Origin of the sequence: Streptomyces sp. NPDC091412 (assembly GCF_044756885.1) — a bacterium.
In the GTDB taxonomy this organism is placed as follows: Bacteria; Actinomycetota; Actinomycetes; order Streptomycetales; family Streptomycetaceae; genus Streptomyces.
This window is the reverse complement of record NZ_JBIVTV010000018.1, coordinates 1-15,212: the sequence shown is the minus strand read 5'-3', so window position 1 is coordinate 15,212 and position 15,212 is coordinate 1. Positions and strand designations below refer to the sequence as shown.

Here is a 15,212-nt window from a genome sequence, read left to right as displayed (position 1 = left end):
ACAGGGACACGGTGAGCCTCCCATACGGGGTCGTACAGTTCCCAAGGGATCACGGATCCAACGGCACGGGCAACGGCGGTCCGTGCAGGACGTGGGGGCTTGACCCAAGGCCGGGTAGTTGACCCACCGTCCGTGGCCTACCGGGGCAGCGGGGCCAGGAGCGCACAGCGTGACGGCCCGCGACCCCCGCACGTGGGAGGAGTCGATCATCGCTCGCGACCAGTCGAGCTTCTTCGGTCCGCAGCTTCTTCAGCAGCAGGACATGTAGCTGATCCCGCACACCGGCCAGGACGATCCGCAAGGGCAGTTCGAAATCGGCCTGGGCTGCGTCCTTGACGGTACCGCCCCTCGACTGAAAAACGATCACGCGCCGTCCGAAATGTGACGGCCTTCGATTGGTTCCAGTCAATCGACATATACAGGACAGCTCCATCAGAGAAATGGAAGGTCCGCTACAGAGGGTTGACATAGAGCGGGCCTTTCCTTGCCTGTCGTTGAATCCGCGAAATACATTCGTCTCACTCGAGACGGGGGTAACATTGACACGCGAATATGACACGATACGAGCGCCCTACGCGGTGGCGGACCTCGCGGAATGCGAGGGCATCGCATGCCGCAGCAGAAGCGATTGCCCGATCGGGTAGGGCCGCTGTCCTTGCCGGCTCCCGGTAAGACCTTCCGGGGCCCTGGTACGCCCGTTTCGTGCATCCAACCCGCCTGACGCCCTGAGCGAGGGCCGCGACAAAAATCTTGGTGCGGATCGCTGGCGGCGACCAGGACCACTGGGCGCCGCCGCGGTCGGTGAAGATGGCCCGTGAGGCGTAAGGGAGGGGATTCCTTCACCCTGCTGACGCGCCGAGCGGGCGGGGTTGGGTGCTGGGGTTTTAGCGTCGTAGTGCCTTGCGCTGTGACAGGACCGCAGGGTGATGGACGGCCCCTGCACGCAGCGCCCTGGGCAGGGGCCGCCGTCCCTGCCTGGACAGTAAGGCGAGCAAGGTCTCGGTCACCGTCAGTGCATGCTTGGAGCTGAGCATCCGCAGCGGTGGTTGGCCTTACATTCCAGGGCCAGCGAGCCCAAACATCCCGTCGCTGGAGGGGCGGCCCGCGACCGGGATGCGCACCATCTACTGGCGAATGACTCTGGATGCATGAAGGCCGTGTGGTCCGGGATGATCCAGTTCGGGTTGGTCGCTCTGCCGATCAGGCTGTACGCGGCCACGGTGGAGCATCCCGTGCGCCTCCACGAGATCCATGTCGCCGACGGCAGCCGCGTCGAGCACCGCCGCTTCTGCAAGGCCGAGAACCGGGAGATCCCCCACGAACAAGTCGGCAGGGGCTTTGCCCTGGCAGACGGGCGCATGGTGCCCCTCACGGAGGAAGACCTCGCACACCTGCCCTTGCCCACAAAGCGGACCATCGACGTGCTGGGCTTCGTTCCCTTCGAGGACATCGACCCGATCAGTTTCGGACGGCCGTACTACGCGGGTCCCGGACCGGACGCCGACCGCCCGTACGCCCTGCTCGTCGAGGCACTCGCCCGCACCGGCAACGTCGCCGTCTCCAAACTCGCCCTGCGCAGCCGAGAGCGCCTGGCACTGCTCCGCCCCCGCCACGGCATACTCATCCTCCAGACGCTCCTGTGGCAGGACGAGCTGCGCGACCCCGGAGACCTCGCACCCTCCACGCCGGTCACCGACCGGGAGCTGGAACTGGCCGAGGTGCTGATCCGGGACCTCACCGGCATCAACGTGCGCCAGGTGCACGACGACTACGCCCACGCCCTCGAGCGGCTCGTGGACGCAAAGATCACCGACGGTGAGCTCGTCGAGCCGGCGGAGCCTACCCCGGTGCTTGACCTGATGGCAGCACTGCAGGAGAGCGTCCGGGCTGCCGAGCGGGTATACAAGCGTCCATCGGCGCGGCATCGGCCATAACCGTTGTTTGATCGGGTTTGCTTCCAACTCCTCCGCAAACGGGTCCTGTTGGCGTGACAGAAGGGCGACCGCGTCGCAGACTCGCGGCAGAACGAGTTCTCGTGGACATCGCCGAGCAAAGCAAGCAGGGCGATGCGGTCAGTATTGAGTGGCCATTCAAGGGCTTTGCTTGGACCCCGGTGGCACTGCACGGAGGCGGACTCCGGCGGTTTGGGGCTGCCGGGCCACTGCGGGTACGTGGACCGGGCATGCCTGTTCGCCGCTGTGTTGGGTGTGACGGCGGGGGCTGTTCACAGCACTGCGGCAAGCGAGTCCAACGACGCGAGGTAGTCGATACCCACCGGGGCGAGGACGGCGCTGCTGACGCCTGCGGCGAACAGGTCCGTCAGCTGGGACCGTGCCTGTTGCGGCGTGCCTGCTACGGCGAGCTGACGTACCCATTCGTCCGGCAGGGATCGGGCGAACTCCTGCGGGCTGTCGCTGCGTGAGCGCAGGGAGATGAGTTCGTCGTGGAAGGGCAGTGGAGCGATGTGGGGGCGCCAGTCGGGTTCGCCGACTACTGCGAGGGCGGGGCGGACAGCCGTGTGTGCGGCGGTGGAGTCGTCGTCGACCGATGCGATGTTGTAGGCGACCAGACGGTGAGGACGGGTGGGAGCGATGTGTGTGAGGGCCTGCCGTACGTAGGCGGGGGTCACCGGTTCTGCGAGAAGGGTGCCGTCGGCCGTGTCGCCGGACACGGCCAGGGACCGGGGGCCGCGTACGCCGGCCAGGATGGCGGGGACCTGCGTCGGGGCGGCGCTGGCGTGCAGTTGCAGCCCTTCGACGCGGACGTACTGCCCATCGTGGTGTACGAGTTGTCCGCTCAGCAGGCGCTTCAGGACGGTGATGTATTCGGTCAGGAGAGTGAGGGGGCTTGCGGGCCATGCGCCGACGCTGCGCATCCAGGTCGGCATGCCGTGGCCGACCGCGATGTCGATGCGTCCGGGGTGCAGCTGGGCGAGGGTTGCGATCTCCATGGCGGTGAAGGCCAAGTTGCGGGCGGCGGCCGGCAGCAGCCCGACGCCGACGCGGATTCTGGTCGTGGCGGCGAGGACGGTGGCTGCCTGGGCCAGTCCTCCTCGGTAGCTGAGGTCTTCGACGACCCACAATTCGTCGAAGCCGTGCGTCTCAGCGCGTTGGGCGAAGGCGACGATGTCACCCGCTGGGATGTCGCGGGGGATCAGGACGCCGATCGTGCCGTCTCGTGTCGTCATGGTGCTCCCTCGTCGGCGGGGTCGCTGCGGGGACCGCCGTAGCTGTCGCTGCGTCGGCCGGTCTCGCTCTGTCCTGCGTCATCATGCGGTCCCAGCCGGTGTGGCTGTGGCAGCAGGGATGCGTGCCCGGGGTCGGGGTTCCGGGTCACGTATCCCTGTTGCCGCCGCGCTGTGTCATCGTCGGGGAGGTGCGGTGTCAGTGCAGCGTGATCCAGATGGTCTTGAGCTGGGTGTACTGCTCGAATGCTTCGAGACCGTTGTCGCGACCGCCGAATCCGGAGGTCTTGTAGCCGCCGAAGGGCGTGCCGATGTCGCCTTCGCTGTATCCGTTGATGGCGACGGTGCCGGCCCGGACAGCGCGGGCCAGTGTGAGGGCTCGGTCGATGTCGCGGGACCAGACGGTGGCGGCCAGCCCGTAGTCGGTGTTGTTGGCGATGTCGAGGGCTTCTTCGTCGGTGTCGAATGCCAGCACGGCGACGACCGGGCCGAAGATCTCCTCCCGGGCCACCGCCATGGCCGGGGTGACGTTGTCGATGACGGTGGGTGCGACGAACCAGCCGCCGGTGTCCTGGTGCAGTTGCTCGCCTCCGGCGACGACCGTGGCGCCGTCGTCCCTGGCTTGCCTGATGTAACCCAGGACCCGGGCGAGGGCTGCGGCTTCGATGAGCGGACCGATCGCGGTCTCCGGATCGGTCGGTTCGGCGACGCGGCGTTGGTTGGCTTCCTTGGCCAGCGCGGCGACGAACTCGTCCTTGATGGAGGAGTGGACCAGGATCCTCGATCCGGCGCTGCAGTTCTGGCCGGCGTTCCAGAACGCGGCGTCGGCGAGGTCGGCCGCCACCTCGGGGATGCGGTCGGCGTTGTCGGCGGTCACGATCTGGGGGCTCTTGCCGCCGCATTCGAGGACGATGTTCTTGAGGTTGCTGTCGGCGGCGTAGCGCAGGAACTCACGCCCGACTTCCGTCGAACCGGTGAAGGAGACGACGTCGACGTCGCGGTGCAGTCCGAGGGCTTTGCCGGTGACATGACCCAGTCCGGGGACGACGTTGAGGACTCCGGCGGGGATACCGGCCTGGGCGGCGAGTTCCGCGATGCGCAGGGTGGTCAGGGAGGCGAGCTCCGGGGGCTTGACGACCACCGAGTTCCCGGCCGCGAGTGCGGGAGCCAGTTTCCACGCGAGCATCGCGGCCGGGAAGTTCCAGGGAAGGACGGCGCCGACGACACCGATGGGTTCGCGCACGATCAGGCCGACGTGTTCCGGGCCGGTCGGTGAGGTCTTGCCGTAGACCTTGTCGATCGCTTCGGCGTACCAGCGGAACGTGTTGAGGACGTCCGGCAGGTCGAAGTCCCGGCAGTCGGTGATGGGCTTGCCGGCGTCGACGGCTTCCGTGAGAGCGAGTTCCTCGCGGTGTTCCTCGATGAGGTCGGCGAGCTTGAGGAGGATCTTCTTGCGGTCGGCGGGCGGGAGCTGGCTCCAGACGCCGTTGTTGAATGCTGTGCGGGCAGAGGCGACCGCCCGGTCGACATCCTTGCTGCCGCACGCGGCGATGGAGGTCAGGACCTCGCCGGTTGCGGGGGCGAGGGACTCGAACGTCGCACCGTCGGCGGCGTCGGTGAAGGCTCCGTCGATGAATGCCTGGGTGCGGATGGTGGGTGGAAGTGTCGCTGTCATGAATGCCCCTTCGGGATGTGGGACTCAGTGCAGAGAGGCAGCGTGCCCGGTGAGCTGGGGGAAGACCTGGTCGCGGGTGCGTTCCCAGCGCAGGCGGAGGTCCTGGTAGGTGTGGTAGCCCTCGGGGGTGGGCTGGATGGGCGGACTGACTTCGACCGCTGCGTTTACTCCTTCGCGTGCGGTGGCGAAAGCACCCGATCCGATGCCGGCCAGGATGGCCGCGCCGATGGAGGGTGCCTCGACGTGCAGGGCCGGGATCAGGGGGTGGCCCAGCACGTCGGCCTTGATCTGGTTCCAGGTCGTGCTGCGTGCTTCTCCGTCGGAGATCGTCAGGCTGCTCGCCTGCAGCCCGCGCTCGGTCAGCGCCTGAAGCAGGGCCGGGTACTGGTAGGCGATGCCTTCGAGCGTGGAGCGGACGAAGTGCGGCAGCCCGTGGTGTCCGGAGATCCCGTGGAACACCGCACGCACGTGGTCGTCCTGGACCGGGACGCTGGCACCTTCGATGTACGGGAAGCACAGCAGACCGTCGCTGCCGGGGCCGACCTGGTCGGTGGCGGCGATGAGTTCCTCGTAGGTGGCGCCCCCGCCGAAGGTGCCGCGCAGCCACCGCAGGGTGGTACCGCTGCCGACCGCGACCATCTCGTGGAGGTAGCGGTCGGGCACGACGTGTGGCATCAGGCCGACTAGGCCGGTCGGATCGAACACGGGCCGCTCTGCGACCGCGCGCCAGCTCATGGAGGAGCCGGTGCCGACGCTGACGTCGCCGGGGTCGATGACGCCGGAGCCCAGGGCGGCGGCAGGATCGTCGCCGCCGCCGGCCACCAGCAGCGTGCCGGGGGCCAGGCCGATCTCATGGGCACTGGCGCCCAGTTCGCTGCGAACCTGCCAGGGCTGGTACTTGACGTCGGGCAGCACCTCGCGGGGGATCCCGTACACGTCGCACAGATCCTCGCTCCAGGTCCCGGTGCGCCAGTCGTTGAGGATGCTGCGGGTGGGGCCGGTCGGGTCGGTGCCGACGTCACCGGTCAGACGGTGGGCGAGGTAGTCCTTCGGCTGCAGGGCGTGCCTGATGCGCCGCCACACATCGGGCTGGTGCCGCCGCGTCCACAGCAGGTTGGGCAGCACCAGTCCGGGGATGGGGAGCGTTCCGGAGATGTCGATGAGGCGCCTGCGCCCGAGTCGGTCGTAGGCCGCGGTCGTCTCGTCAGGGTCGCGCCGGTCGGTCCAGTGAATGACCGGTGCGAGAGCCTGGCCCGCCTCGTCGGTCAGCACGGCGATGTCGCGCTGACCGACGAGACACAGGGCCGCCACGTCCGAGGGAGCGACGCCGGCCTGGGCGAGGACCGCCGGGATGGCCAGGGCGAGAGCCTGGTACCAGTCCTCGGGGTCGTTCTCCGCCCAGCCCGGGTGCGGCCGGTGCATGGGGTAGAACTGTTCCGAGGTGGCCACTACGCCCCGCTCCGGGTGCACCAGAGCGGCCTTCAGGCAGGAAGACCCGACGTCGGCTCCAATGAGCCATTGCCGACTCATGCCGACACGGAAACCGTCTGCGGGGCCGGCAGCGGCTCGGGAGCGCCGGGGAACTGAGCGCGCCAGTACGAGGCGATCCACTCCACCTGCTCCTTGGGCAGCTCATCCACCTCGTCCTTGAACTGCCGCGCCGACAGGTACACCTCGCAGGCGCCCTCTACCACCGAGGCGGTGTGGAAGGCGTGCTCCAGGTCGGCACCGATGGCCAGCAGACCGTGGAAGCGCATGAACGTCGCGCCCCGGTCCTTGAGCGCGGCCGCGGTGAAGTCGGCCATCTGGTCGGTCTCGGGCTGGGAGTAGGGGGAGGTGTAGACGGCGCCGCCGGTTGCCTCGACCAGGCCGGTCAGGATGGGCGGCAGGGTCCAGCCGAGGTTGGCGAAGGTCATGACGGCCTTGCCGTGGGTGTGCACGATGGCGCCGATCTCCGGGCGGCGCTTGCAGATGAGGGTGTGCATCGGCACCTCGGAGGTGGGGGCGCGGCGGCCGTCGACCTGCTCGCCGTCGACGGTGACGACCGCGATGTCCTCGGGCTCGAGGAAGTCGTACTGGGTGCCGGTGGGCGTGCAGGCCAGCAGCTCGGGCTCGCCGGGGATGCGCATGCTGATGTTTCCGGCCGTGGAGTACACCAGCCGCTCGGCCTGGAGCTTGCGGGCGAAGGTGACGACCTTCTGGCGGGTCTCAAGCCACTTCGTTGCCATGGTGCGGAGTCCTTTGATGTGGTTACGGGTTCAGGAGGATCGGTCGCGCGCCGTGCGACGCCGACCGAAGACTGTGGTGGCGGCGGATTTCAGGGCAGGTCCGCCGAGGGCTACCTTGAGCAGCAGCGGGATGTCCTTGCGGCTGATCAGGACACGGGCGGGCCAGGCGCCCATCACGCCTTCCATTTCGATGCCGGCCTTGGTGTACCGACATTTCGTGGGCTCGAACGGGAGCTCGCCGATCGGTGAGCTGACTTTCATGCGGTCTCTCCCTGCGAGTGGATCCAGTCCTTGGCGACAGTGGCTGCGTCTGCGGCCCGGCTGGCGGCGCCGTCGAGGTTCAAGGGCTGGACAAAGGTGACGTCCTCGGCGTCGTCGAACAGCGCGCCGTCGACGTTGCGGTTGGGCCGGGCCTCGGCGGCCAGGACGATTCCGTCGCATGTGATGCCGGTGACGTCGTCTGCGGTGCGGACCCGGACGCCTTCGACGCGGTGCGTGCCCAGGACTTCGATGCGGCCCTCGGGGAAGCGCTCATCGGCCCAGGCGACGTCCCCCAGGCCCAGAACAGTGCTTCCGGCATGCCGAAGCTCGGCGGCCACACGTGCGGCCCAGGTGTCGTTTCCAATGATCAGTGGACGTTTCCAAAGGGGTACACCGCTGGTGAGGAGATGCTCGACGACGGTGGCCGGCAACACGCCGGCGGGGCGCTGCCCGGTGATATTGAGGTCTGCTTGGGTCGCCGGGCGGCGGCCTCCGGCGAAGAAGAGGTGGTCCCCCGGCACCCATTCGGTGCCCAGCGGTGAGACCAGCAGCAGCCTGTGGTCCTGCCATCGCAGGGCGATGGAGCCCAGGCGCAGCTCGACTCCTGCAGCCTCAGCCTGCGCGGTCAGCCGCCGGATGGGGGCGTGGTCCCAGCCGGTCTCTCCTCCGGTGACGGGGATGCGGTCGATGAGGACCACACGGGCGCTGCTTTCCTCGGCCAGGGCGACCGCGCAACCCAGGCCGCTGGGTCCGGCGCCGACGACAAGGTAGGTGGTCATGATCCGACGGTTCCTCGGGTGGTGTGCAGAACGGTCGCCGGATCGGCGCCGGTGTGCATGGCGGTCATGAACGAGATGCCGGCGAGGCACAGTGAGCCCTGGCAGCGGCCATAGCCAGCGCCGGTGCGCTTGCGTACGCCTTCGATCGATGTGGCGGGCACGGGGCCGGTGAGGGCTGCCTCGATTTCCGCGGAGCTGACGTGCTCGCAGGCGCACACCACCATCCCGGACAGCGGGTTCTCGGCGACCAGTTGCTCGGGGTGCGCACTGGTGCGCAGCCTGGGCACGGGCGGGAGAACCTGCTGGGCGGATGCACGGTCCGGCGCGTCCAGTCCCGCTTCGCGCAGGAGACCGAGCGTGTAGTCGGCGGCAGCGGGCGAGATGCTGACACCGGCCGAACGGTCGGTGCAGTGCAGCAGGTTGGGGACTTTAGCGTCGAAACGGAGGCGATGCTGTTCATCGCCAGCGGGACGGTTGGCCGCGAACGTTTTCATGACATAGGCGCCTCGGACCTCCGGCACCAGCCGCGCCGCCTGCTCGACAACGGCCTCGATGGTCTCGGCGTCCGTGCTGCGGTCGTCGGGGTCTTCGATGTCGTGTGCCGTCGGGCCCAGCAGTACCGAGCCGTGCGTGGTCGGCACAACGTTGGTGCCCTTGGTGTCGGGCAGGTGGGTGCAGAACACGATCGACGACAGTCGCTGCCCGAAAGAGCGGTCCACCACCGCGTACTGGCCCTTACGGGGCCAGCTGACGAGCGGCTCACCGCCGGCAAGGCGGCTGATCTCGGCTGCGCCGACTCCTGCCGCGTTGACGACGAACCTGGCGGTCAGCCGTGAGCGGTTCGTGGTGACGACAAGGACTTCGTCGCTGTTCCGGTCGACGCCGATGACCCGCTCTGCGAACCGGAAGTCGCATCCGTTGGTCGCGGCGAGGCGTGCATAGGCGGCGGTCAACCGCATGGGGTCGATGATGCCCTCGTCGGGCAGCAGCAGCCCGGCCACGACATGCGGGCTGACCAGTGGCTCCCTTGCCCGGACCTGCCGGGCGTCGAGGGCCTCGACGGCCACTCCGCAGGCGATGACTTCGTCACGGGTGTGCTCCAGACGTTCCGCCTCGTTGGCGTCGAGCGCCACCATGACCCCGCCGATACGGCGGTACGGCACGTCAAGACGCGCGCACACCTCCTCCCACAGCGGAGCACTCGCGTTGATCAGATGTGTCTCCAGTGTGTCCGGGGCACCGTAATAGGACACAGCCACACCGGCGTTGCCTTTGGAGGCATGTTCCGCGACGTCGTTCTCGGCCTCGATCAAGCCGACGCGCGCCTCGGTTCGAGCCAGCCGCTCGGCGACAGCAGTTCCAAGAACACCGCCTCCGATGATCAAGACGTCGTAGTCCGCTTGCGGCGACACCGTGGACCTCGCTTCCCCAGGGCCCTGCCGAGCTGCCGGGATGCCCTATCAACTGGGACGAATGTAGCACTTCGATCCGCTTTCGATGTTTGTTAGAACATCTCTTGCGTTCTCAGTGAACATTAAACGCACGCCTGCGAACACACAACCCTTGACAATCGAATCTCTCGGGTGTTCGCTTGCACCCACTTCAGGAAGGTGCATCAGGTCACATTCCTCGTGAGTGATGTTCTACAGGGTCAATAGGTGCAATCGCCTGTGTAGCAGCGTGTTTCACGCGTCTGCGGGCTGGCGGATCCAACATGCGCCACTGATCCGATGCAGCGCGGCAGAGGATCGAGGCGCGTGTCCGCAGCGCAACGCCAGTGCCCCGATCCCCGAAGAGAAGGGCACCGCGTCATGACGCAGCCTCTTTCCGACGAGACCCCGCCCGCCATGGCGCACCTGGTCCCCAGCCCCCCTCCCGGGGAGCCCCAACGGGTGGCAGGCCAGGACCACGGCCTGAAGAAGAACGCTCTGGGCGCGCCGGCGATCGCCTTCTACATCATCGCCGCGGCGTCGCCGCTGACAGGCGTGGTAGCCATCGTGCCCATCATGATCGGCACTGGTAACGGCGTCGGAACGCCCGCAAGCTTCCTGATCGCGGCCGGCCTGCTCCTCGTCTTCGCCGTCGGCTACCTCGCCATGAGCCGCCACATCACGAACGCGGGCGCTCTGTACGCCTACGTGACCATGGGGCTGGGCCGAACACCGGGGCTGGGCACGGCATCTGTCACCGTATTCGCCTACAGCTGCATCCAGTTCTCGCTGTACGGCGGGTTCGGCTACTACCTTTCCTCACTGCTGCACCGGGCCACCGGCGCATCCGTGCCGTGGTGGACCTGCGCGGCGTTCGCGATGCTGTGTTGTCTCCTCATCGGACTGCGCGGTGTGCACGCGGGCGGTGCAGTGCTCGGCGTCCTGATCTGCCTCGAGTGCGCCATGCTCCTCATCCTCGGGCTGGGCGTGATCTTCCATCCCAACTCGCCGACGCCGGCCGACTTCAGCGCCGAGCCCTTCACCCTTCCGGCGATCGCCGCCGCGGGTGTTGGCATCTCCATCATGTTCGCCCAGACGACCTTCATCGGCTTCGAAGGCAGTGCCATCTACAGCGAGGAAGCCAAGAAGCCCCACCGCACCATCCCGCGGGCCACCTACTTCTCCGTCGTCTTCATGGCGGCCATCTACGCCGTCACGTCCTACCTCATCATCGCCGGCACAGGCACTGACCAGGCCCAGAGCATCGCCCAGAGGGAATCCGGCAGCCTGGTCTTCTTCGTCAGCAACCGAGCACTGGGTGCCTGGGCCTCGGATGTCTTCCAGGTCCTGATCATCACGTCGGTCTTCGCGGCCATCGTCACCTTCCACAACAACCTCTCCCGCTACCTCTACGCGCTGGGCCGGCAAGGGCTGGTGTGGGAGCGCCTCGGGCACACCCTTCCGGGCCGCAAGACGCCCTACATCGCGGCGATCACCCAGACCGCCAGTGCCGTGGTCATCGTCGGCCTGTTCGCCGTGCTCGGCCTGGACCCGTACACCACACTCTTCACGTGGCTGGCCGGCATCGGAACGGTCGGCATCATCGGCGCGCAGGTCGTGGCCGCGCTAGCGATCTTCGTGTTCTTCCGTCGCACCAAGGTGGACCAGCGACCGTGGCACACCCGGATCGCACCGGCGATCGCGGCTGTCGGAATGATCGGCATGTTCATCGTCGCGCTCTCCAGCCTCGACCTGCTGCTGGGAGCATCTACCGGACTGACCGCACTCCTGGTGGGCCTGCTGGCCCTCAGCGCCGCGGCCGGCACCGGCTACGCCCTCTGGCTGCGCTCCCGCTCCGCCGAGAAGTACGAGCGTATGCGTGTAATGCTCACCTCGAAGGATTCATGATCCTCACGGCACTACCCCCACACCGGCAATGTTCGTTCGCTCTCAGAATGGGTAACGTGCGAACATTGCCGGTGTGCGGGATCGCACCCGCGCCTACCGTACGGACCCCCAGACAGGAGGCCGAGTCAGTGATCGAGCAGTACTGCGCCAGTACGGGTGCCGCCCACCGAGTGCCACGTGCGAGCGCTGCCCCCACACCCCACCAGCGCCGTTCCTGCCCGGGAACCACAGCGGCCGTCATGGCCACTGAGACGATCGGGGGCTAGCGGTGCCCGTATCGCAGTCTGACGGCACACGATGGGATGCCCCCGCGCGCCGTGCGCGCATCCTGGAGATCCTCGACACCCAGGACTTCGTCGGCGTGAAGGACCTCTCCGAAGAGTTCGGCCTCACGGAGATGTCCGTCAGGCGCGACCTCACCGCCATGGTGAACGAGGGACTCATCACCCGTGTCCGCGGTGGAGCCGCCAAGCCAACACCCACCGTGAGCTCCCCCCAGTACGCTCAGGCAGCGAGCCGCAACCTGCACGCCAAGCGCCTCATCGCCGCGCGTGCGGTAGAACTCCTCGACCCGGGCCTATCCGTGTTCTTCTACTCCGGCTCCACGGTCGCACGCGTCGCTGCAAGCCTCCCGAAAGACCTTCATTCCACGCTCACCGTAGTCACCAACTCGCTGCCCGTCATCGAAGAGGTGAGCACCTGGCAGGATCCCCACCTGGTCGCTGTCGGCGGGACCTACCTGCCTTCCTACATGACGTTCGTAGGCCCCCAGGCAGTACACGCCGTCGAGGAGATGAACACCGCTGTCGCAGTCATCGGGTGCGACGGACTCAGCTCCGACGGGGGACTGACCACCCCTCACCAACTTGTCGCCGAGATCGGAGCCACCATCGCGCGCCAAGCCGCCCGAACCATCGTCGTAGCCGACTCAACCAAGATCGGCAAGCGCGGGTTCACCCAGATCGCACCCATCAGCGCGGTCAACGTTCTGGTGACGGATTCCGACGCGGACGAAAAGGAGCTCGCTCGACTCCAGGAGGCAGGAATCGAGATCGTTGTCGCCTAACCTGCGCGTTTCACTTGCCACTGTGTCCGGATCTTGATCGGAAACGCGAAAGTGCCCTCTGAGCTGGGACGATGAGGCTTGTCGAAGGTCTCTGTCATCCCAGCAGGAAGGCACATTCTGCGTGCACACTACCGGGTCGCGCCCGAGGCTTGTCGTCTCGGCCGACGGTCGTGGAGTGGTCAGCCACGCCGGGTCCCGCCTGCTGGCCGATCTCGCCGATGCCACCGGCGTGACCGCCGCCTTCACCGGCGTGCAGTGCCGGACGCGTACAAGGTCATGCTGGACGCCGAGTTGAGGAAGGCGTTCGACGTGTGGTCCGGCTATCTGGACGCCCAGACGGGCGAGGACCTCCAGGGCCGGGCCGAACTGCGCTCCATGCTGGAGTCGGCCCACGCGGCCGCCACCGAGAATGAATACGCCATCGCACGCTCTTGGATCGCGGACATGTACGACGAGGCCCAGGAAGCCGGCCTCCCCTGGGCACCCTCACTGCCCCGCCCCTGCGAGGCGGACCAGCAGGTGCGCGACTACGCCAAAGACGCCCTGCCACAGGTACTCCCCCTCGGCCTACGAGACCGACTCGACGACATCGCCGTCCCCCTGTACGTCACGGAACACCGCCTCCAGCAAGCCACATCCAGCCTCGACGCGGCCACCCGCCAGGACATCGTCTACTCACCGCCCGCGCATGGATGGCCCTCGACCTCGTCCACCCGGCCGCAGCACAACGCGAACTGGAACGCCTCAAGGTGATCGCGCGACGCTGCGGCGTGGAGCCCTGAAAGCGCGTGGGAGGCCTGTAACGGGTCCCACCTCCATAGCCTCCCTTGACGAGGCTCTCGCTGACTGCGTGTTCAGCACGGAGCCCGGGACTTCCGGGGCCTCCCCCTGAGTGGTGGACACGCTGATACTGGATCTGCTTGATCCGGAGGAAGCGAGAACACCGCCGATGGCGATGAAGGACTATTCGGACGAGTTCAAGGCCGATGCCGTGGCCCTGTACGAGTCCACGCCCGGGGCGACATACAAGAGCATCGCCGCTGACCTGGGCATCAACAGGAACACCCTGCGCAACTGGGTGCTGCGCGACCGTCGGCGCCGCGGCGTCGACCCGGCTGCCCCGCCAGCCGCCGGAAAGGCGGTGGCCGGGGCCGGGCAGGAGGCTTCGGCCACCGATCCGGACGAGCGGATCAGGCAGCTCGAGGCACGCGTGCGGGAACTCGAGGCCAGCGAACGCAAGCTCGCGACCGAGCGGGACATCCTCCGCAAGGCGGCCAAGTATTTCGCAGGAGAGACGAACTGGTGAGCCGCTTCCAGTTCGTTGACGACCACCGGGGCGCCTTCGGAGTGAAGCGGTTGTGCCAGGTCATGGGCCTGAACCGGTCCAGTTACTACAAGTGGCGGGCGGGCGCCGACGCGCGAGCCGCCCGGCATCTGGACGATCAGGCCCTGGCCGAGAAGATTCGCGTCATCCACCAGCACTCGGGCGGAACCTACGGCTCGCCGCGGGTCACCGCCGAACTCCACGACACCGGGATACGCGTCAACGAGAAACGGGTGGCCCGGGTGATGCGGGCCTTCAACATCACCGGGTTCCGCCTGCGCAGAAGGATCCGCACCACGGTCCCCGACCCTTCCGTCGTCATCGTCCCGGGCCTGTTCCGCAGGGACTTCACCGCCCCCAAACCGGGGGTGAAATACATGGGCGACATCACCTACCTGCCCCTGGAGAGCGGGGAGTTCCTTTATCTGGCGACCGTACTGGACTGCTTCAGCCGCAAGGTCGTCGGCTGGTCAATCGCCGACCACATGCGAACCGACCTCGTCGCCGACGCCCTGCGGATGGCCGCCCGCTCCCGCGGCAGCCTGGACGGCGCCGTGTTCCACTCCGATCACGGGTCGCAATACGGGTCCCGGCAGTTCACCGATCTCTGCAATCAGCTCGGGGTCACCCGGTCGATGGGCGCCGTCGGCACCAGCGCGGACAACGCGGCCTGCGAAAGCTTCCACGCGTCCCTGAAACGCGAGACCCTCCAGGACGCCCGCGACTACGGCGATGCGGCCTCCTGCCGGCAGGCCGTCTTCGCCTGGCTGACCCGCTACAACACCCGTCGCCGGCACTCAGCCAACGGCCACCTCAGCCCCAACGAATACGAACACCGACACCACACCGCTAAGCTCACGCTGGCCGCATGACACACGAACGCGTGTCCACCATCACGGGGGAAGGCCCTCCCGTCTCGGCGATCGTCATGTGGCCCGGTGATGTCTGACATCAGCGGCTGACACCAACAGCGGCGGATAGAGGCGAATCGGGGTGGACCCCAGCGACCACACCAACGCCGCACGACGGCCGAGTTGCAGCGTCAACGCACCGCGATAATCGACCTGATAAAGATGAGCACAGGTCTCAAAGCCTTGGCCTCGTTCGGGCGCCGTCCTCTTGTCGGCCGGCGCCTGTCACCTTGACTCGGTCACTGAAATCCCTCGCGCCCCGCCAAACTCCTACGAGTCCGCCCAGCGCAGGGCTGCACCACATGCCAACCAAGACAGGGAGCGGCACACCGATGCCCCCGCCGACCACCGCAGCCACTACCACCCACAGCAGCAGGGCTTGCGAGACCAGATAGACCGCAACCTTCTGCCGCACGCTCCAGTTCCACGTGCGCTCAGTGAGCCGA

Annotated in this window: 12 protein-coding genes; 5 read left to right on the top strand and 7 right to left on the bottom strand. The window is 67.4% G+C overall.

Going from position 1 to position 15,212, the window contains the following annotated elements; genetic code table 11:
• Positions 1–1,148 precede the first annotated feature (1,148 nt).
• Complete coding sequence (locus ACIQMV_RS31170; protein WP_402596577.1) at positions 1,149–1,934, top strand: Ku protein; 786 nt, start codon at positions 1,149–1,151, stop codon at positions 1,932–1,934.
• Between the two features lie 290 nt (positions 1,935–2,224).
• On the opposite strand, the gene ACIQMV_RS31165 is transcribed toward ACIQMV_RS31170, so the two are convergent.
• The 7 genes from ACIQMV_RS31165 to ACIQMV_RS31135 form a co-directional block, all read right to left on the bottom strand.
• Complete coding sequence (locus ACIQMV_RS31165) at positions 2,225–3,187, bottom strand: LLM class flavin-dependent oxidoreductase (protein ID WP_402596576.1); 963 nt, start codon at positions 3,185–3,187, stop codon at positions 2,225–2,227.
• Positions 3,188–3,383: 196 nt separating this feature from the next.
• Positions 3,384–4,859: an aldehyde dehydrogenase gene (locus tag ACIQMV_RS31160; RefSeq protein WP_402596575.1), complete on the bottom strand. Its 1,476-nt coding sequence runs from the start codon at positions 4,857–4,859 to the stop codon at positions 3,384–3,386.
• A 24-nt stretch (positions 4,860–4,883) separates the two neighbouring features.
• Complete coding sequence (locus ACIQMV_RS31155; protein ID WP_402596574.1) at positions 4,884–6,389, bottom strand: FGGY-family carbohydrate kinase; 1,506 nt, start codon at positions 6,387–6,389, stop codon at positions 4,884–4,886.
• Complete coding sequence (locus ACIQMV_RS31150) at positions 6,386–7,087, bottom strand: class II aldolase/adducin family protein (RefSeq protein WP_402596573.1); 702 nt, start codon at positions 7,085–7,087, stop codon at positions 6,386–6,388. The genes ACIQMV_RS31155 and ACIQMV_RS31150 overlap by 4 nt, the downstream gene beginning before the upstream one ends.
• 30 nt (positions 7,088–7,117) lie before the next feature.
• Complete coding sequence (locus ACIQMV_RS31145) at positions 7,118–7,348, bottom strand: hypothetical protein (protein WP_402596572.1); 231 nt, start codon at positions 7,346–7,348, stop codon at positions 7,118–7,120.
• On the bottom strand, positions 7,345–8,127 hold the full coding sequence (locus ACIQMV_RS31140; protein WP_402596571.1) for an FAD-dependent oxidoreductase: 783 nt from the start codon (positions 8,125–8,127) through the stop codon (positions 7,345–7,347). The genes ACIQMV_RS31145 and ACIQMV_RS31140 overlap by 4 nt, the downstream gene beginning before the upstream one ends.
• Complete coding sequence (locus tag ACIQMV_RS31135; RefSeq protein ID WP_402596570.1) at positions 8,124–9,539, bottom strand: NAD(P)/FAD-dependent oxidoreductase; 1,416 nt, start codon at positions 9,537–9,539, stop codon at positions 8,124–8,126. The genes ACIQMV_RS31140 and ACIQMV_RS31135 overlap by 4 nt, the downstream gene beginning before the upstream one ends.
• A 399-nt stretch (positions 9,540–9,938) precedes the next feature.
• On the opposite strand from ACIQMV_RS31135, the gene ACIQMV_RS31130 reads away from it, so the two are divergent.
• The 4 genes from ACIQMV_RS31130 (at position 9,939) to ACIQMV_RS31115 (ending at position 14,727) form a co-directional block, all read left to right on the top strand.
• Positions 9,939–11,465: an APC family permease gene (locus tag ACIQMV_RS31130; RefSeq protein WP_402596569.1), complete on the top strand. Its 1,527-nt coding sequence runs from the start codon at positions 9,939–9,941 to the stop codon at positions 11,463–11,465.
• 268 nt (positions 11,466–11,733) lie between these two features.
• On the top strand, positions 11,734–12,531 hold the full coding sequence (locus ACIQMV_RS31125; protein ID WP_402596568.1) for a DeoR/GlpR family DNA-binding transcription regulator: 798 nt from the start codon (positions 11,734–11,736) through the stop codon (positions 12,529–12,531).
• A 255-nt stretch (positions 12,532–12,786) separates the two neighbouring features.
• Positions 12,787–13,284 carry a hypothetical protein gene (locus ACIQMV_RS31120; RefSeq protein WP_402596567.1) on the top strand — a complete coding sequence of 166 codons (498 nt, stop codon included), beginning with the start codon at positions 12,787–12,789 and terminating at the stop codon, positions 13,282–13,284.
• Between the two features lie 196 nt (positions 13,285–13,480).
• A protein-coding gene (locus tag ACIQMV_RS31115) for an IS3 family transposase (RefSeq protein WP_402596664.1) occupies positions 13,481–14,727 on the top strand; the annotation gives its coding sequence in 2 pieces (ribosomal slippage) (positions 13,481–13,823 and positions 13,823–14,727; 1,248 coding nt in all).
• The last annotated feature ends 485 nt before the right edge of the window (positions 14,728–15,212 follow it).